Below are 15,960 nucleotides of genomic sequence, written 5' to 3'. Positions count from 1 at the left end.
GGCACATACGCTACGCCCGCAGGACGCGGCCGGCGCGGACGTCGGTGATCTCGCCGTCGTCGAGTGCCACCTCACCGGTCACCAGGACCGTGCGGACACCCTCGGCGAGCCGCCACGGGTCCTTGAAAGTGGCCCGGTCGGCCACCGTGTCCGGATCGAACACGACGACGTCGGCCACCGCTCCGGGCGTCACCACACCGCGGTCGTGCAGCCCCAGCCGCGATGCCGGCAGCGACGTCATCTTGCGCACCGCCTCCGGCAGCGTCAGCACGCCCTGTTCGCGCACGTAGCGGCCGAGAACCCGCGGGAACGTGCCGAAACTGCGCGGGTGCGGACGCCCGCTGCCGGACGGGCGCAGCACCCAGCCGTCGCTGGCGACGGCCACGCGCGGGTGCCGCAGCACGGTGGCGACGTCGTCCTCGCTCATGCCGTGGTTCACGACCGCCACCGCCGCGTCGTGGGCCTCGAGCACCCGCAGCGTCGTCTCGGCGGCGTCGACCCCGTCCCGGCGCGCGACGTCGCCGATGCTGGAGCCGACGGCGTCGCGGTACGGTCCCTCGCCGAGCTCGGCGATGACGACGTCGTCGGCGTCCAGCCGGATCCGCGCGCGCAGCTCGGCCGCGAGGCGGTCGCGCTCGGGCGGATCGGCGAGCCGCCGCAGCAGGCCCGTCGGGCCGCCGTCCATGGCCCAGCCGGGCAACCGGGCGGTCAGCGTGGTGCTGGACGCGGTGTACGGGTAGACGTCGGCGGCGATGTCCACGCCGCGCGCCGCCGCGTCGTCGATCAGCTCCAGGGCCGCCGAGACCGTTCCGTGGTGCGCGCGGCCCATCGCCTTGAGGTGCGAGATCTGCACCCGAGCACCGGCGGCCTCGGCCGCGTCGACGGCCTCCGTCACGGCCGCGGTCAGCCGGTCGGACTCGTTGCGGATGTGCGTGGAGTACAGCAGGCCGTGCCGCGCCGCGGCGGCGACCAGCGCCCGCACCTCGGCGGCGTCGGCGTACGCGCCCGGCGCATAGATGAGCCCGGTGGAGAACCCGTGGGCACCGTCGCCCGCGGCCGCGGCCAGCAGCGCGTCCATCCGTGCGATGTCGTCGCCGGCCGCCGGCCGCTCGTCGCCGCCCATCGCCGCGAGCCGCAGCGACGAGTGCCCGGCCTGCAGCGCGAGGTTCACCGCCGGGCGGACCGCGTCCACCGCCGCCGCGAACCCGCCGCCGTCCGTCCACTCCCAGCTCAGCTCCGGGTCGAAGAACGCGGTGGACGCCCGCAGTTCCGCGAGATCGGCGACCGGGAACGGCGACCAACCGCAGTTGCCGCCCAGCAGCGTGGTGACGCCCTGCGGCAGCTGCGACGTCGCGGCCGGCCATCCCTGCAGGCTGAAGTCGGCGTGCGAGTGCAGGTCGATGAACCCTGGCGCGATCACGCACCCGTCAGTGTCGATGACACGGTGCCCTTCCGGGCGGTCGGTCCCGCGGCGGTGCGGGACCACGTCCGTGACCCGGCCGCCGTCCACGGCGACGTCGGCCGGCACCGACCCGGCGCCGGTTCCGTCGACCAGCACGCCCCCGCGTAGGACCAACTCGTGTGCGCTCATGACCGCTCGCCCCCGCTGTTCGTCGCCCGTTCCGCCATCGACTCGCCGTCCTCGTCGCCGGCCCCGTGGCCGCCCCCGTCGCTGCGCACGGCGGCCACCACCAGGTCCGCCGCCGTCGAGATGACGCCACCGGCCGGCCCGGTCCCGGCGCCCTGCGACACCGGGTCGGTGAGCTCGGATCCGAGCGCCGCCAGCACCACGCTGCGGCCGTCGAACTCGAGCACGCCGACGTCGTGGCGGACCCCGGGGAGTTCACCGGTCTTGTGCGCGCAGCGCACGTCCGGGCCGACCCCGGCCGGGATCCGGTCGTTGAACTGCTGGCGGCCCAGCACGTCCAGCGCGTACCGGCGCCACGGCTGCGGCAGCAGGTCCGGTCCGGCCAGTCGGTCCAGGATCAGCGCCTGGTCGTCGGCGGTGGTGACGTTGTCGCGTCCGGCGCGCGCCGCGTCGGTGTCCATCAGGTGCCGCCGCAGCAGGGTCGACGAGGCGCCCAACGCGACGATCCGCCGGCCGGCCTCGTCCAGGTCGAGCGCGTCGATGACCATGTTGGTCGCGGTGTTGTCGCTGACCCCGATCATCAGCTCGAGCGCCTCGCCGAGCGGCAGCGCGCGCACCGACGGCATCAGGTCCAGCACGCCGGTGCCGCCGGCTCGCCGATCGGGCACCGGCAGCGGGTCGTCCAGGGACCGTTCCCCCGCGGCGACGTCGACCAGTACCAGCGCGAGCAGGGCCACCTTGACGGTGCTCGCGGCGGGCATCACGACCGAACCGGAGACCGACGCGACCGGACGTCCGGACTCGCGGACGCTGAACGCCCAGCGGCCGGGCGAGCGGCGCGCCAGCGCGTCCAGCTCGCCGCGCAGCGCGTCGGCCGCCAGCCCCACGTTCGTCACCTCACAGCACCAGGAAGAGCAGACCGAACAACACCAGGTTGGCACCCATGATCGCCCATCCGTTCAGCAGCATCATCCGCAGGTTCGACGAACGCGCCAGACCCATCTGCCCGATCATGTCCGCGTTGGGGAACGGCCCGAACCAGTCGATCTGGCTACCGCCGAGCAGCGCGGCGCTCCACGCGCCGGGTGCGACGCCGATGCTCGCCGCGACGGGCCACAGCAGCTCGTCGATCAGCACCACCTGAGCCACGGCGGCGCCGGCGACGCCCACCCAGCCGACGACGAGCGCCAGCATCAGGAACGGCCACGGCCCGACGTCGGACAGCACCGGCTCCAGCTCCGCCAGCAGGGTGTCGTACGCGCCGGAGTCCTCGAGCATCGTCAGCAGCGGGTTGAACAGCCAGAACAGGAAGAACAGCCAGAGCAGTGACGACGCGCCCGCGTAGAACGAGTTCAGCGCGTCCGCAGGGCGCATCCCCCCGGCCAGGGCGGTGACGATCGCCGTGACCAGCATGACGACGATCGCGTACGCGTACCCGGCCTCCAGCACCACGCCCAGCACGGCCATCGCGACCATGGTGCCGATGAACGCGCCGGCCGCCCGCTTCTCGCGCGCGGTGGGCGCTTCCGCGGTGTCCAGGCCGGCGATCTGCTCGGCGGTGTACTGCTCGGTCTCGACGGTGCGCCGCTGGATGTAGCGCGCCATCGCGAACCCGACGCACCACGTCACGATCGCCATCGGCAGCCCGGCGGAGAGCAGGTAGCGCAGGTAGCTGATGTCGGCGGCGCCGGTGATGGTCACCACCGGCGGGGTGAACGGGCCCACGATCAGCCCGGCGGCACCACCGGCGTGCAGCATCGCCGCCACGGACGGGCGCGACCGGTGCACCGCCGCGGCCACCGGGATGACGATCGGCGCGAGGATCGCGTTCGCGCCCGCGAGTGTCCCCAGCGCACCGACCAGCACGGTCGAGGCGAGCATGATGCCGACCTGGATGCGCAGCGGGCTGTCGACGCCGACGCGGTGCAGCAGCTCGCGCACCAGTGTCTGGGCGGCTCCGGTGTCCGAGGCCACCCGGCCGAGGCCGGCCCCGAGCATGATGATCAGGCCGACGACCGCGATGAACGAGCCGAGCGATTCCGACATCATCGTGCCGAAGTCGAGCGGCCCGACCCCGTTCAGCACCAGCCCCACGACCAGCGCCGCCCCCGTCGCCAGCACCACGTCGAGCTCCAGCAGCACCAGAACGGCGTAGACGACGATCGGCAGCAGCCCCCACAGCTGCAGGTCGTCGGTGGCCAGGTTGACCACCAGTGCGGTGATCAGCGACGCGACGAGCAGGCCGATCGCGACGATCTTCTTCGGCGGTAACGCCGTGCCCCGTTCGGGCGCCTGTTGGACGGTCATGCGGACTCCGGTCTGGTCGGCGCGGCCGGGACGGTCGCGCTCACGATGGTGGCGGCGGTCACGACGTCGACGTCGACGTCGTGGCCGAGGCCCGGTGCGGTGGGGACGGTCACGACTCCGTTGTCGGCGGTGACCGGCGGGTCGATGACGTCCCGTTCGTAGTACTTCGCCGACGCGGACACGTCCGACGGCAGCGTGAACCCGGGCAGGCTGGACAGCGCGACGTTGGCCGCGCGCCCGACCCCGAACTCGTGCATCCCGCCGCACCAGACCGGGATCCCGTGCTCTGCGGCGAGGTCGTGTGCGGCCTTCGCGGTACCAAGGCCGCCCATCCGTGAAACCTTGATGTTCAGCACCCGCCCCGCGTCGAGCGCGACGGCGGTGCGCAGGTCGTCGAGGGTGTCGACGGACTCGTCGAGGCAGATCGGCGTCGTCAGGCCGCGCTGCAGCGCGGCGTGCGCGACGAAGTTCCGTGGCGCGAACGGCTGCTCGATCATGGTCAGCCCGAACGAGTCGAGCGCACGCAGGGCCGCGAGCTCCTCGTCGGACTCGCCGTAGGCGCCGTTCGCGTCGACGTGCAGCGCGAGGCCGGGGAAGGCTGCCCGCACGGCACGGACCGGCTCGGCGTCCCAGCCCGGCGCGATCTTCAGCTTCACCCGCGGGTAGCCGGCGTCGACCTGGCGCTGGACCTCGGCGAGCAGTGCGTCGACGGTCGGCTCGATGCCAAGGGACACGCCGGCGACGACCTCGGTGCGCGTGCCGCCCAGCGCGGTGGCCAGAGCCACGCCGGTGTGCCCGGACCACAGGGTCCACGCGGCCATCTCGACGCCGGCTTTGGCGAAGCGGTGCCCGCGCACCCGCGCCCAGGCGTCCGGCACCTCGTCCGGATGCTCCCACCGCCGTCCGATCAGCGCCGGCAGCAGGTAACGCTCGGCCACGAGCCGGCAGGTGTCGACGGTCTCCGGTGAGTAGTACGGGTCGCTCGGCGAGGCGATCTCGCCCCAGCCGACGTCGCCGGACTCGTCGACGAGCCGGACCAGGATGTGGTCGAGGTGGTCCTTCGCGTGCGAGCTGGTGCGGAACCGGTGTACCAGCGGCAGCCGCACGACGTGCAGGGACGCGTCGGTGACGAGCAACGGATCTAGCCTTCCCAGTAGAGGTCGAGCGCCCGGCTGATCCGGTCGCGTTCGGCCAGCCTTCGGCGCGCACCCTTCGCGCTGGCGGTGGTCAGCGTGGCCAGCAGGTGCACGACCGCCGCGACGGCGGTGGGCGAGTCGGCGTACGACGCGCTGCCCGTCGGCACGACGATGGCCTGCGCGGCGACCGTGGCCAGCGGCGCGTCGGCGGCGTCGGTGACGGCGACGACGGTGCCGCCGGCGGCCGCGAACTGCTCGGCGACCGCGACCGTCTCACGGCGGTACCGGCGCAGCGAGACGGCCACCAGCACGTCGGAGTCGCGCACGTCGCTGAGGACGTCGAGCGGGCGGACCACGGCGCCGTCGACGAGCGTCACGTTGGACATCCCCGCGGACAGGTCGGCGGCGAGCAGCGAGGCGTAGGCGAACGCCTTGCCGGTGCCGGCGACGAACCGCCGGCGGGCGGCCACGACCGTCGCCGCGGCCCGCGTGACCGAGCCGTCGTCGACGACCAGCCGGAACGCCTCGGCCAGGTTGTGCGTCTCCTGCTCGATGACCCGCGCCTGCAGCGCCGCCGCCGACGACTGCCGCTGTAATCGTGCGCCGAACCGGTCGCCGGGACTGCTCAGCCGGCGGTCCTCGGCGCGTTCGTCGCCGCCGTTGCCCGCCCGTTCGTCGCCGCCGTTCCCGGCGTGTTCGCCACCGGTCACGGGTGCTCCGGGACGAACCGGTACGCCGCTGTGCGCTCGCCTGCGCGCACGCACGACACCGCCACGTACCCGTCGGCCATCAGCGCACCCACCGCGCGGCGCAGCTCGTCGCGGATGTCCAGCGGGGTCCGGTCTCGTTCGGTGGCCGCGGTGGCCAGGTCCGACGGCAGCGACACCCACACGTGGTCGCCGTCGCGGTGTGGGTGGAACCAGCCCGCCGGGTCGTCGGCGGCGGGCGCGTCGTCAGGATAGGCCCGAGCCGGCGCCGCGGCTCGAGCACGCCGGTCATCGTCGAGATCCCAGTCGACGATGATCCGGTCGGTGCCGGGCACGCCGTAGAGGTCGCGACGGAACCACCGGCCCACCGCGCCGAGCACGTCCAGGTTGAAATGGCCGTTGCGGGTCAGCACGGGATCGTACGACCAGCGCATCCGCATCTGCCCGGTGGCGACGGCAACGTCACGCTGGGCTCGTTTGAGCGCGCGGCCCAGACCGGTGCCCTGGTGGGCGGGGTCGACCACGGCGGCCTGGGAGTAGTGATAGACCTGCTCGCCGTCCGTGCCCACGAACCCGTAGGCGAACGCGATGACCTCGCCGGCGAGGTCGTGCGCGCCGACGACCGAGCCGCCGTTGGCGGCCAGCGAGCTGAGCAGCCGCGGGTTCACCGAGTGCGACGGGTCCTGATACCCGAACACCCGGCGGTAGAGCTCGGCGGCACGGCGCAGGTCGTCGGCCGCGGTGAGCGGTCCAGCCACGGGAGTGCCGGTCGACACCATTCGCCTGTCCTCCGAACTTCGGCCGACGCGGCCGCCCGCAGCACCAGAAAGCGCACAGATACGGGACGTATATGACTGGCGGAATGCTGTCAGCACCTTTGAGACGTGTCAAGACCTGGACACCTGACCGGTTGGCGCCACACATACGGGACGTATGATTGTCGCCACTGTCGGCCGACCGGCAGCGACGACCGCCTGGGAGGATCGGCATCCATGGACGTGCACGGCCCGGACACGGCAGCGATGACCGAACGGCTCGAGCAGTACGTACGGCACGAGACGCCCACCGGCGACGCCGCGCGCCTCGACGCGCTGGCCGACCTGCTGCTCGACCGCCACCACGCCCTCGGAGCCGACGTACGCAGGGTGGACAGCGAAACCGGCGACCACCTGGTCATGGAGCACCCGGGCGCCGGTGACAAGGCGGACGACGCACCGGTGCTGTTCGTCGGCCACCACGACACCGTCTGGCCGGCCGGTCACCTCGAGGACGCGATGCCGTGGCGCATCGACGACGGCGTCGCCCACGGTCCCGGCGTCTTCGACATGAAGAGCGGGCTGGTCGTCATGGAGACCGCGCTGGAGACGGTGCGAGCCCGCGGCGTCGCACACCGGCCGGTCCGGGTGGTGATCGTCGCCGACGAGGAGGTCGGCTCGCCGAGCTCAACCGAGCTGGTCGCCTCGTGCGCGGACGGCGCCGCCGTCGCCCTGGGGTTCGAGTCGCCGCACCCGGACGGAGCGCTGAAGGTCGGCCGGCGCGGCAGCTCCCGGGTGCGGGTGAGCGTCCGCGGGCGGGCGTCGCACGCCGCGCTCGATCCGGGCGCCGGCGTCTCGGCCGTCGACGAACTCGTCGACCAGCTGGTGCGCGTACGTGCCCTCGTGGCCGACGCCCCAGGCGAGGTGCTGTGCAACGTCGGCACCCTGGTCGGAGGCGGCAAGACGAACGTCGTGCCGGCCGAGGCCGGCGCGGAGATCGGGCTGCGGTTCCTCGACGCCGAGACCGAGCGCGTGGTGCTCGACGGGCTGACCGGGCTGCACCCCGTCCGCTCCGGCGCGGACGTGATCACCGACGTGCTCACCCGGCGACCCACGTGGACCTCCGGCGCCGGTGAGCAGCGCCTGATGGACGTCGTCCGCGCCGCCGCCGCGTCGGTGCGCCAGGAGGTCACCAGGCGTCCGGCCGCCGGCGCAGCAGACACCAACACGACCGGGGCCCTCGGCCTGCCCACCGTCGACGGCCTCGGCCCTCGCGGCGCAGGAGCGCACGCAGCGCACGAGCAGGCCGTCCTGGCATCGCTACCGGAGCGCGCGGAGCTGGTGGCGGCGCTGCTCACCGACCTCTGACGGCGGCCCGGGCCAAGGCGTCGCCGACTTCGATACCGCCAGGTGCCGATCGACGGGTGCGATCGGCCGTCACGTGCACCGGACGGTATCGAAGTGCGAATGCGGGCGATCTCGCATCGCCGACGTCACAGCTCGCCGGGTCGGCGCACCTTCGTGGGCATGGACCACTCGGAGCGCGGTGGCGCCGGCTCGATCCGCTCGGCCATCGACGGACTGTCGGACACCGCGCGCACGGCGCACGACGAGATCGGCGCCGTGTCCGAGTCCGTCCGCTCCGCCGTCCGCGAGATCGCCGAGGCCGCGACGCCGGGCCTGAGCCGGCAGGAGACGACGGCACTCGAGTCGGCGCTGCACGAGGTCACCGCGGACATGCAGCGCACCCTCGACACCCTGGACGACGAGATCACCGGCGCCGTCGACACGCATGTCGCCGAGCTCGAGACGCTGCTGCGCACCGACCGAACCGGCGGCCCGGCCGGGGGCACTGCGGAGACAGCGGGGCCGTCGGCGCCGCCGGAGGACGAACCGCCGCCGCTGCCGCCGCTGGACGACATCCCGGCGCTCAAGGGCACGACCGAGTGGGCCGAGGCCGTCGTCGAACGGTACCCGCGGCTCACTGTCGACGAAGTGCTCGCGATCTACCACTACACCACCGTCGACGGCGTGGACGAGATGAACGGGCACCTGCGCCACCCGGAGAACACGCCCGAAGCCGCCCGCGCCGCCATCCAGCAGCGCATCGACGCCGCCGTCTCCGGCCTGAAGAAGCTCCCGAAGGTTCCTGGGGTGACATTCCGGGGCACCTACATCCCTGAGGACATTCTCCCGGACTGGCGTGCTGGAGCCCGGGTGTCTGACGCTGCGTTTTACAGTTCGTCCACCGACGCCGCCGTCGCGGAGGATTTCAGGCTAAGCCGGGATGGAAACGTCTTCGTCACTATCACGGGCGCAACAGGCGTTGACGTACAGGCACTGTCACACTTCGGCGACGAAGCGGAAATCCTCTTCCAGCCCGGCACCGAGTGGAGAGTCATAACTGCAGAATGGGACGAGCGCCGAACATGCTGGGATCTCGATGTCGTTGAGGTGACACGATGACGTTCGACTGGGACGAGTTCAACAAGCTGACAGACGAAGAGAAGGCCGCCTACATGAAGGCGGTACGTGAAGCAGCGTTGAAAGAAGCAGAGGGCAAGACGTTCCCTCCTGGCAGCATCGCACCCGAGAAAGCGCGATTTCAGGAGGGCTCCCAGGTCATCGGGCATATGAACGCGGACGGGACCGTCCATTACTACTCCGACGACGAGAAGCCGACCGTCCGCGAAAAGCCGGACCAGGACGACGACTCCGCGGACGAGGACGGCCGGCGTGACTGAGCCCTCGGCGTCCACGCTCCTCGCCGCGCTCGAGAAACTGCCGGCCACGGCGGCTGTCACGTATCACGGCCTGCCGGCCGGAGCCGAGGCGCCGACCGGAACGTTCGTCACGCAGGGCTTCACCGCGACCTCGCGCGACCCGCGCGTCGGCACCGAGAACTTCACCGCGGCCGAACTCGTCGCGATCGCCGGACGGACCGGCCGCGACATCGCGTTCATGTCGCAGCACTCCGCCGAGGCCGAGGTCGTCCTCCTGCCGGGAACGATCCTGCGCCCGCTGCGGACCCTGCGGACCGCGGACGGCCTGGCCGTTCACGTCTTGGAGGAGCTGCTCACCGGCGACGAGTCCGGACGGCCGCATCCGTCGCTTCCGCGATCCGCCGACGCGTTGGCCGACCTGGTCACGGGGACCGTGGCCGCCGCGCAGGACCAGGCGTTGCCGGTCCAGGTCAGCTCGCCGGGCAAGTTCTGCGCCGCGCTGGCCTGACGGTCCGTTTCTGCCCTGCGCTGGCCTGACAGCTCCTGGTCAGACGTGCTCGGAGACCAGCACGGCGCTGGTGTCGGACTCCATCGCCTCGAACACGTGCGCGGCGTCGCCCGGGTACGAGACGTAGTCGCCGGGGCTCAGCTCAACCGGCTCGTCGGCGACACCCACCCGGGCCCGTCCCGCACACAGCACGACATGCTCGACCACGCCCGGCATGTGCGGCGCGGACTCCCGCGGCGGGCCGGGTTCGGCCGTGATCACGTAGATGTCGCGACGCGCGTTCGGCGGGCAGGAGGCCAGCAGCGTCGCGACGTAGTCGGCCCGTTCGGAGGCCACCCGCGGACCCTCGCCCGCGCGGATGATCTGCACGCTCGGTCGCGGCGGCTCGACCAGATGCGAGAACGGTACGTCCAGGGCGACGCCCAGTGCCCACAGCGTCTCGACGCTCGGGTTGCCGGTTCCGGATTCGAGCTGCGACAGCGTGGACTTCGCGATCCCCGCCCGTCGCGCCACCTCGGCCAGCGACAGGCCGGCGCGGCGCCGTTCGTGCTGCAGCGACGCGGCGATCACCGCGAGCGGCGGGCCGTCGTTCATTCGTTCGCTCCATCAGTCGATACGTTCATCTTGACGAACACCGCTCAGGTGTTCACCATGGGATTCTATGCGTTCGGTATGGCGAACACTCGGCGCCGCGCGGATCCGCGACATCGCGGCCGTCGGCGCCTCGGTGTGCATGATCGGCATCTCCTACGGCGTCACCGCGCACGACGCCGGGTTCGCGCTCTGGCAGATCATCGCGCTGGCCGTCCTGGTGCTCGGCGCCTCGTCGGAGCTGCTGTTCGTCGGGGTCCTGGCGGCCGGAGGAGCGCCGGCCCTGGCCGTGCTCGCCGGGCTCGTCGTCAACGCTCGCAACGCGGCGTACGGCATGCGAGCCGGCGCCTTCCTGCACGGCCGCCGCACGAGGCTGGCCGGCGCACACCTGGTCAACGACGAGTCGGTCGCCCTCGCGACCGCTGCGCCCACACCCGAGACCGCGCGCGCCACGTTCTGGGCCAGCGGCGTGACCATCATGGTCAGCTGGCCGCTCGGCGCGTTCGTCGGAGCGACGCTCGGGCAGGTGGTGCACGAGCCCGCCGTCCTGGGGCTCGACGCGGTATTCCCGGCGGTGCTGCTGGCGCTCGTCCTCCCCGCGCTGCGCCGCGACACGACCACCCGCGTCTGCGCGTTGGCCGGAGGATGCCTGGCCGTGGCCGGCGCTCCGGTGCTGCCGGCGGGCGTCGCGCCACTGGTCGCGCTGCTCGCCGTGCTCGTCTCGATACCGTCGACCATGCGGAGCCGGCGATGATCGACACGGCGCATCTCGTTCCCGCGATCATCGCTTTCGCCGCAGGTACCTACGCCCTGCGTGCCGGCGGCGTGTTCCTGCGTCACCGCGTCAGCGTCACCGACGAAGCCGAGCAGGTCCTGGACCGCGCCGTCGTCACGCTGCTCACGGCGGTCCTGCTCACCGCTGCCCTGTTCACCACCACCGAACTCGCCGGCGCGGCCCGGCCCACGGGCGTCGTCGCCGGCGGGCTGGCCGCACTGGCGCGAGCACCGCTGGTCGTCGTGGTCGTCGTGGCGGCCACGACGACCGGTGTGCTGCGGCTGATGGGGATCGACTGACCCGCCCGGTGACCGTCAGGCCGCGTCGCGGGCACGGACGAAGGCCCGCACCGCGTCGCGCAGGTCCTCCGGCGTGTGCGCAGCCGACACCTGGGTACGGATGCGCGCCGCGCCGTGCGGCACCACCGGGTACGAGAAGCTGACCGCGTAGACGCCCTCGGCGAACAGCCGCTCGGACAGCCGTCCGGCCGTCGCGGCGTCGCCCACCATGACCGGGACGATCGGGTGCTCGCCAGGCAGCACGTCGAAGCCCGCCGCCGTCAGTTCCGAACGGAACAACGCGGTGTTCTCCCGCAGCCGCTGCCGCAGGTCGGCGCCGTCGCCCAGGCGGTCCAGCACCGCCATCGCGGCCACCACGATCGACGGCGCGACCGAGTTGGAGAACAGGTAGGGCCGCGACCGCTGCCGCAGGTACTCGACGATCTCGCGCCGCCCGGACGTGTAGCCGCCGCTGGCGCCGCCCAGCGCCTTGCCGAGCGTGCCGGTGACGATGTCGACACGGTCGGTCACGCCGAAACGCTCGGGTGTGCCGCGGCCGCCCTCGCCGACGACGCCGACCGCGTGCGAATCGTCCACCATGACCAGCGCGTCGTACCGCTCGGCGAGGTCGCAGATCCGGTCCAGCGGCGCCAGGTAGCCGTCCATCGAGAACACGCCGTCGGTGGCGATCAACCGGTGCCGCGCGTCCGCGGCCTCGACCAGCCGCGCCTCCAGCTCGTCCATGTCAGCGTTGGCGTAGCGCAGCCGGCGCGCCTTCGACAGCCGGACGCCGTCGATGATGCTCGCGTGGTTCAGCGCGTCGGAGATGACCGCGTCCTCCGGGCCGAGCAGCGTCTCGAACAGCCCGCCGTTCGCGTCGAAGCACGAGCCGTACAGGATCGTGTCCTCGGTGCCGAGGAAGCCGGAGATCTTCCGCTCCAGCTCGGTGTGGATGCTCTGGGTGCCGCAGATGAACCGCACCGAGGCCATCCCGAAGCCCCACTCGTCCAGACCGCGCTTGGCCGCCTCGACGAGCTGAGGGTCGTCGGCCAGCCCGAGGTAGTTGTTCGCGCACATGTTCAGCACGCTGCGTCCGTCGTCGAGCTCGACCCGCGCACCCTGCGGCGTCGAGATGACGTACTCGGGCTTGTAGAGCCCGGCTTCGCGGATCTCCTCCAGATCAGCGCGCAGCTGCTCGCGCATCATCGTGAACACCACTCGTCTCCCTACCGGCTCGCCCACTCCATGATCACTTTGCCGCTGTTGCCCCCGGCCGCGGCCTCGAACGCCGCCGCGTGCTCGTCGTGGCCGAACCTGTGCGTGACCACCCGCGAGATGTCCACCCCAGCCTCGACCAGCACCGACGCCTGATACCAGGTCTCGAACATCTCCCGGCCGTAGATGCCGGTGAGGGTGAGCATCCGCAACACGATGCTCGACCAGTCGAGGGTTGTCTGCTGCGACGGCAGGCCCAGCATCGCGATCCGGCCGCCGTTGGCCATGCCGTCGACCATCGAGTGCAGCGCGCGCGAGTCGCCCGACATCTCCATGCCCACGTCGAAGCCCTCGGCCATGCCCAGCTCGTCGCGGACGTCCTCGAGCGCCGTCGTCGTCACGTCGACGGTCGTGCCGACGCCGAGTGACCGGGCCAGCTCGAGTCGGTACGGATTGACGTCGGTGACGACGACGTTGCGGGCACCGGCGTGCCCGGCGACCAGCGCCGCCATGATGCCGATCGGCCCGGCACCGGTGATCAGCACGTCCTCGCCGTGCACCGGGAACTTCAACGCGGTGTGCACCGCGTTGCCGAACGGGTCGAAGATCGCGGCCGCGTCCAGGTCGATGTCGTCCGGATGTCGCCACAGGTTGCCGGTGGGCATCGCGATGTACTCGGCGAACGCGCCGGCGCGGTGCACGCCGATGCCTTCGGTGCCGGCGCACAGGTGCCGGTCACCGGCTCGGCAGTGCCGGCACCGCTCGCACACGATGTGGCCCTCGCCGCTGACGATGTCCCCGGCCTGGACGGATCGGGTGCCGGGAGCCACCTCGACGACCTCGCCGACGAACTCGTGCCCGACGACCAGCGGCGGCGTGATGTTCTGCTGCGCCCACGCGTCCCAGTGCAGGATGTGCAGGTCGCTGCCGCAGATGCCGGTGCGCAGGACCCGCACCAGCGCCTCGCCCGGCCCGACGGTCGGCATCGGCACGTCGGTCAGCTCCACGCCGGCCGCGGGCTCGGTTTTGACCAGGGCTTTCACCGAACGCGTCCCTTTCTTCCGGAGTCGGCTCGACCGTATCTCACGGCCATCACGAGGCTTTCCAACGCGTCACGAGGCCTGCAGGGGTGGTGACGCATGGAATTCCATGCGGAACGTGATCATTCGACGCGTGGTCGGTTACGGTGTCAGGCGTGCGAGTGGTCATTGCGGGTGGACACGGGCAGATCGCGCTGCGCCTCGAGCGGCTGCTGACGCTGCGCGGCGACGAGGCCGTCGGGCTGATCCGCGACCCCGGTCAGGCCGGCGACCTGGCCGCGGTCGGCGCCACGGCGGTCGTACTCGACCTGGAGGCGAGCGGTATCGACGACGTCGCCGCGGAGCTGCGCGGCGCCGACGCCGTGGTCTTCGCGGCCGGCGCCGGCCCGGGCAGCGGCGCGGAGCGCAAGGAGACCGTCGACCACAACGCGGCCACCCTGGTGGCCGACGCCGCCCAGTCGGCGGGCGTGCGGCGTTACCTGCTGATCTCCGCGATCGGCGCGAACGACGAGCCGCCGCCCGACACCGGTGAGGTGTTCGCGGCGTACCTGCGCGCCAAGGGTGCCAGCGAGGACGACCTGCGGGGACGTGACGTCGACTGGACCGTCCTGCGCCCGGGCCGGCTCACCGACGACACCGGCACCGGCAGGGTCACGCTCGCGGAGTCCACCGGTCGCGGCGCCGTGTCCCGGGACGACGTCGCGGCGGTCCTGCTGGCGCTGCTGGACGAGCCGACGTCGGCGCAGCTCACGCTCGAACTGGTCGGCGGAGACACGCCGGTCCCGGACGCGGTGGCCCGCGTCACCCAGCGCTGACGCCCCACGACCACGAGGCCTCGGCGCACGTGTCGTCGCGGATTCCTCGAGCGGTGTGGGGTTACTGCGGCGGCGACGTGGGCCCACTGGGTCTGGCACCCCAGTAACTCCGCATCGCTTGTGCAGTAACTCCACACCGCTGAGCCGGAGTGACCACGCGATCAGCGATGCGCCAGGATCATGCGGGTTCGGTGTCGAGGCCCCAGCTGATCACTCGCACCGGATGGATCCGGATGATCGGCTCCGGCGAGGCGATGGCCTCGGCGCGGCCGTGCACGATGACCGACCGCGGCGACCACGGCGGCAGTACGTCGTCGACGATGAACGCCACCTTCGGGTTCGCCTGCACGTCACGATACTTGCGCGTGGCGGCGAAGTTCCGGCCGCCGATGTCGATCGTGCCGAGCTCGGTGTTGTAGGTCCAGCCGAGCGGAACGATCCGCGGTTGACCCGTCTCGTCGACCGTGGCCAGACGACCCAGACCGGGGCCGCTCAGCAGGTAGCGCGACTCGGCTTCGGTGAACGCGCTCATGCCCGCACCTCCGTTGCGGCGCGCCGCATCCCGCCGAGGAGCGCGGCGGCGAAGGCCACCGCGATGGGAAGCCCCACCTGCATCGGCGGCTCCCCGTTCCGGAGGTCGACGGTCAGGTCGGCGTCGGCGGCTCGCGCGATCACCCAGAGGAGCGCCGGCGCGGCGACCGCGGCGATGACCGTGACAACGCGTCGGATCCGAAGGTGTGGCACGGATGTGGTGGTGATGGTCATGAGATCGACCCTCCTCGAAGAATTACACGCGGTGTGTAATTCAAAATCTACACAGTGCGTGCAGTTCTTGCAAGTGTTAAGTTCACAAGTAGTGCAGTTCATCTGGAGGATCCATGCCGTCGATCGACAGTCCGCAGAACGCCCGCAGCAGGCGCACCCGCACGGCACTGCTCGACGCCACCCGCGCGCTGATCGAGGAGGAGGGGTTCGACGCCCTGACGACCACCTCGGCGGCCGAGCGCGCCGGCGTGTCGCGCCGCGCGGTCTACCTGCACTTCTCCTCGCGGAACGAGCTGCTGGCGGCGCTCTACCGGCACCTCGGCGAAACCGAGGACCTCGGCACGTCGTTGCAAGCGGTCTGGAACTCTCCCGACGCCGTCACGGCGCTGGACGAGTGGGCCCACCACATGGCGCGCTCGCACCCGCGAATCCTCGCGGTCTCCCGGGCCATCGAACGTGCCAGGTACACCGACGACGATGCCGCGGGACTGTGGAATCTCACCATGAGCAACTGGCTGACCGGCTGCACCCGGCTGATGGAGTGGCTCGACGCCGACGGCGCGCTGAGCCCGTCGTGGACGGTCTCCTCGGCCGCGGACATGCTGTGGGCGCTGATGTCCTGGGACCTGCTGGAACGGCTGACCGCCGACCGCGGATGGGCACCCGAACAGTTCGGCGAGCAGTACGCCGCCATGCTGACTGCGACATTCGTCCGGCCGGGCGCGCCGGAGCGCGGTGGCGCCGTCTAGGCTGACCC

At 72.0% G+C, this 15,960-nt stretch carries 20 protein-coding genes; 8 read left to right on the top strand and 12 right to left on the bottom strand.

Features of this window, described 5'->3' with window-relative positions:
• Positions 1-10: 10 nt before the first annotated feature.
• From CLV30_RS09630 to CLV30_RS09605, 6 genes are read right to left on the bottom strand one after another with little or no spacing between them, the layout of a single operon-like run.
• The gene (locus CLV30_RS09630) at positions 11-1,591 is read right to left on the bottom strand and encodes an N-acyl-D-amino-acid deacylase family protein (protein ID WP_106536975.1); all 1,581 of its coding nucleotides are present in this window, start codon (positions 1,589-1,591) and stop codon (positions 11-13) included.
• A complete protein-coding gene (locus CLV30_RS09625) occupies positions 1,588-2,484 on the bottom strand; it encodes a serine hydrolase (protein WP_106536974.1) in 897 nt (298 codons plus the stop codon). Before CLV30_RS09625 ends, CLV30_RS09630 begins: the two co-directional genes overlap by 4 nt.
• 1 nt (position 2,485) lies before the next feature.
• Complete coding sequence (locus CLV30_RS09620; RefSeq protein ID WP_106536973.1) at positions 2,486-3,895, bottom strand: SLC13 family permease; 1,410 nt, start codon at positions 3,893-3,895, stop codon at positions 2,486-2,488.
• The gene (gene menC / locus CLV30_RS09615; RefSeq protein ID WP_106536972.1) at positions 3,892-5,031 is read right to left on the bottom strand and encodes an o-succinylbenzoate synthase; all 1,140 of its coding nucleotides are present in this window, start codon (positions 5,029-5,031) and stop codon (positions 3,892-3,894) included. The genes CLV30_RS09620 and menC overlap by 4 nt, the downstream gene beginning before the upstream one ends.
• A gap of 5 nt (positions 5,032-5,036) precedes the next feature.
• On the bottom strand, positions 5,037-5,741 hold the full coding sequence (locus tag CLV30_RS09610; RefSeq protein WP_106536971.1) for a MurR/RpiR family transcriptional regulator: 705 nt from the start codon (positions 5,739-5,741) through the stop codon (positions 5,037-5,039).
• Positions 5,738-6,496 (bottom strand): GNAT family N-acetyltransferase, encoded by a 759-nt coding sequence (locus tag CLV30_RS09605; protein WP_165358599.1) that lies wholly within the window; start codon positions 6,494-6,496, stop codon positions 5,738-5,740. Before CLV30_RS09605 ends, CLV30_RS09610 begins: the two co-directional genes overlap by 4 nt.
• A 234-nt stretch (positions 6,497-6,730) precedes the next feature.
• On the opposite strand from CLV30_RS09605, the gene CLV30_RS09600 reads away from it, so the two are divergent.
• Positions 6,731-7,861: a M20/M25/M40 family metallo-hydrolase gene (locus tag CLV30_RS09600; RefSeq protein ID WP_106536969.1), complete on the top strand. Its 1,131-nt coding sequence runs from the start codon at positions 6,731-6,733 to the stop codon at positions 7,859-7,861.
• A 125-nt stretch (positions 7,862-7,986) separates the two neighbouring features.
• On the opposite strand, the gene CLV30_RS25960 is transcribed toward CLV30_RS09600, so the two are convergent.
• Positions 7,987-8,232 (bottom strand): hypothetical protein, encoded by a 246-nt coding sequence (locus CLV30_RS25960; protein WP_129710994.1) that lies wholly within the window; start codon positions 8,230-8,232, stop codon positions 7,987-7,989.
• Between CLV30_RS25960 and CLV30_RS09595 the strand changes: the two genes are divergently transcribed.
• From CLV30_RS09595 to CLV30_RS09585, 3 genes are read left to right on the top strand one after another with little or no spacing between them, the layout of a single operon-like run.
• Positions 8,231-8,959, top strand: coding sequence for an ADP-ribosyltransferase domain-containing protein (locus tag CLV30_RS09595; RefSeq protein ID WP_129710995.1), 729 nt, complete (start codon positions 8,231-8,233; stop codon positions 8,957-8,959). The two genes, CLV30_RS25960 and CLV30_RS09595, sit on opposite strands and share 2 nt — an antisense overlap.
• Positions 8,956-9,237, top strand: a complete 282-nt coding sequence (locus tag CLV30_RS09590) for a hypothetical protein (protein ID WP_106536967.1) — start codon at positions 8,956-8,958, stop codon at positions 9,235-9,237. The genes CLV30_RS09595 and CLV30_RS09590 overlap by 4 nt, the downstream gene beginning before the upstream one ends.
• Positions 9,230-9,724, top strand: coding sequence for a hypothetical protein (locus tag CLV30_RS09585; RefSeq protein ID WP_106536966.1), 495 nt, complete (start codon positions 9,230-9,232; stop codon positions 9,722-9,724). Before CLV30_RS09590 ends, CLV30_RS09585 begins: the two co-directional genes overlap by 8 nt.
• 39 nt (positions 9,725-9,763) lie before the next feature.
• Here the strand turns inward: CLV30_RS09585 and CLV30_RS09580 are convergent, their stop codons facing one another.
• A complete protein-coding gene (locus CLV30_RS09580; RefSeq protein ID WP_106536965.1) occupies positions 9,764-10,318 on the bottom strand; it encodes a helix-turn-helix domain-containing protein in 555 nt (184 codons plus the stop codon).
• A 67-nt stretch (positions 10,319-10,385) separates the two neighbouring features.
• Between CLV30_RS09580 and CLV30_RS09575 the strand changes: the two genes are divergently transcribed.
• Together CLV30_RS09575 and CLV30_RS09570 are read left to right on the top strand one after the other, a co-directional pair.
• Positions 10,386-11,069, top strand: a complete 684-nt coding sequence (locus CLV30_RS09575) for an AzlC family ABC transporter permease (RefSeq protein WP_106536964.1) — start codon at positions 10,386-10,388, stop codon at positions 11,067-11,069.
• Positions 11,066-11,389, top strand: coding sequence for an AzlD domain-containing protein (locus CLV30_RS09570; protein WP_106536963.1), 324 nt, complete (start codon positions 11,066-11,068; stop codon positions 11,387-11,389). Before CLV30_RS09575 ends, CLV30_RS09570 begins: the two co-directional genes overlap by 4 nt.
• Before the next feature lie 15 nt (positions 11,390-11,404).
• Here CLV30_RS09570 and CLV30_RS09565 read toward each other — a convergent pair whose 3' ends face one another.
• Positions 11,405-12,574, bottom strand: coding sequence for a glycine C-acetyltransferase (locus CLV30_RS09565; RefSeq protein WP_244908029.1), 1,170 nt, complete (start codon positions 12,572-12,574; stop codon positions 11,405-11,407).
• Between the two features lie 20 nt (positions 12,575-12,594).
• On the bottom strand, positions 12,595-13,626 hold the full coding sequence (gene tdh / locus CLV30_RS09560) for an L-threonine 3-dehydrogenase (protein WP_106536961.1): 1,032 nt from the start codon (positions 13,624-13,626) through the stop codon (positions 12,595-12,597).
• 152 nt (positions 13,627-13,778) lie between these two features.
• Here tdh and CLV30_RS09555 point away from each other — a divergent pair, with 152 nt between their 5' ends.
• On the top strand, positions 13,779-14,438 hold the full coding sequence (locus CLV30_RS09555; RefSeq protein WP_106536960.1) for an NAD(P)H-binding protein: 660 nt from the start codon (positions 13,779-13,781) through the stop codon (positions 14,436-14,438).
• Between the two features lie 178 nt (positions 14,439-14,616).
• Here CLV30_RS09555 and CLV30_RS09550 read toward each other — a convergent pair whose 3' ends face one another.
• Positions 14,617-14,970 (bottom strand): PPOX class F420-dependent oxidoreductase, encoded by a 354-nt coding sequence (locus CLV30_RS09550; protein ID WP_106536959.1) that lies wholly within the window; start codon positions 14,968-14,970, stop codon positions 14,617-14,619.
• Complete coding sequence (locus CLV30_RS09545) at positions 14,967-15,203, bottom strand: DUF6069 family protein (protein WP_106536958.1); 237 nt, start codon at positions 15,201-15,203, stop codon at positions 14,967-14,969. The genes CLV30_RS09550 and CLV30_RS09545 overlap by 4 nt, the downstream gene beginning before the upstream one ends.
• Before the next feature lie 113 nt (positions 15,204-15,316).
• On the opposite strand from CLV30_RS09545, the gene CLV30_RS09540 reads away from it, so the two are divergent.
• Positions 15,317-15,952: a TetR/AcrR family transcriptional regulator gene (locus CLV30_RS09540; protein WP_106536957.1), complete on the top strand. Its 636-nt coding sequence runs from the start codon at positions 15,317-15,319 to the stop codon at positions 15,950-15,952.
• Positions 15,953-15,960 lie beyond the last annotated feature (8 nt).

The organism is Haloactinopolyspora alba, assembly GCF_003014555.1.
Lineage (GTDB): Bacteria > Actinomycetota > Actinomycetes > Jiangellales > Jiangellaceae > Haloactinopolyspora > Haloactinopolyspora alba.
This window is presented reverse-complemented; position numbering and strand designations above follow the sequence as displayed.

What these genes read in the sequence shown, in the direction of transcription:
- CLV30_RS09630 (WP_106536975.1), bottom strand. Translation starts at nt 1,591, where the DNA reads ATGAGCGCACACGAGTTGGTCCTACGCGGGGGCGTGCTGGTCGACGGA.
- CLV30_RS09620 (WP_106536973.1), bottom strand. Translation starts at nt 3,895, where the DNA reads ATGACCGTCCAACAGGCGCCCGAACGGGGCACGGCGTTACCGCCGAAG.
- CLV30_RS09600 (WP_106536969.1), top strand. Translation starts at nt 6,731, where the DNA reads ATGGACGTGCACGGCCCGGACACGGCAGCGATGACCGAACGGCTCGAG.
- CLV30_RS09595 (WP_129710995.1), top strand. Translation starts at nt 8,231, where the DNA reads ATGCAGCGCACCCTCGACACCCTGGACGACGAGATCACCGGCGCCGTC.
- CLV30_RS25960 (WP_129710994.1), bottom strand. Translation starts at nt 8,232, where the DNA reads ATGTCCGCGGTGACCTCGTGCAGCGCCGACTCGAGTGCCGTCGTCTCC.
- CLV30_RS09590 (WP_106536967.1), top strand. Translation starts at nt 8,956, where the DNA reads ATGACGTTCGACTGGGACGAGTTCAACAAGCTGACAGACGAAGAGAAG.
- CLV30_RS09580 (WP_106536965.1), bottom strand. Translation starts at nt 10,318, where the DNA reads ATGAACGACGGCCCGCCGCTCGCGGTGATCGCCGCGTCGCTGCAGCAC.
- CLV30_RS09575 (WP_106536964.1), top strand. Translation starts at nt 10,386, where the DNA reads ATGCGTTCGGTATGGCGAACACTCGGCGCCGCGCGGATCCGCGACATC.
- CLV30_RS09570 (WP_106536963.1), top strand. Translation starts at nt 11,066, where the DNA reads ATGATCGACACGGCGCATCTCGTTCCCGCGATCATCGCTTTCGCCGCA.
- CLV30_RS09565 (WP_244908029.1), bottom strand. Translation starts at nt 12,574, where the DNA reads ATGATGCGCGAGCAGCTGCGCGCTGATCTGGAGGAGATCCGCGAAGCC.
- CLV30_RS09550 (WP_106536959.1), bottom strand. Translation starts at nt 14,970, where the DNA reads ATGAGCGCGTTCACCGAAGCCGAGTCGCGCTACCTGCTGAGCGGCCCC.
- CLV30_RS09545 (WP_106536958.1), bottom strand. Translation starts at nt 15,203, where the DNA reads ATGACCATCACCACCACATCCGTGCCACACCTTCGGATCCGACGCGTT.
- CLV30_RS09540 (WP_106536957.1), top strand. Translation starts at nt 15,317, where the DNA reads ATGCCGTCGATCGACAGTCCGCAGAACGCCCGCAGCAGGCGCACCCGC.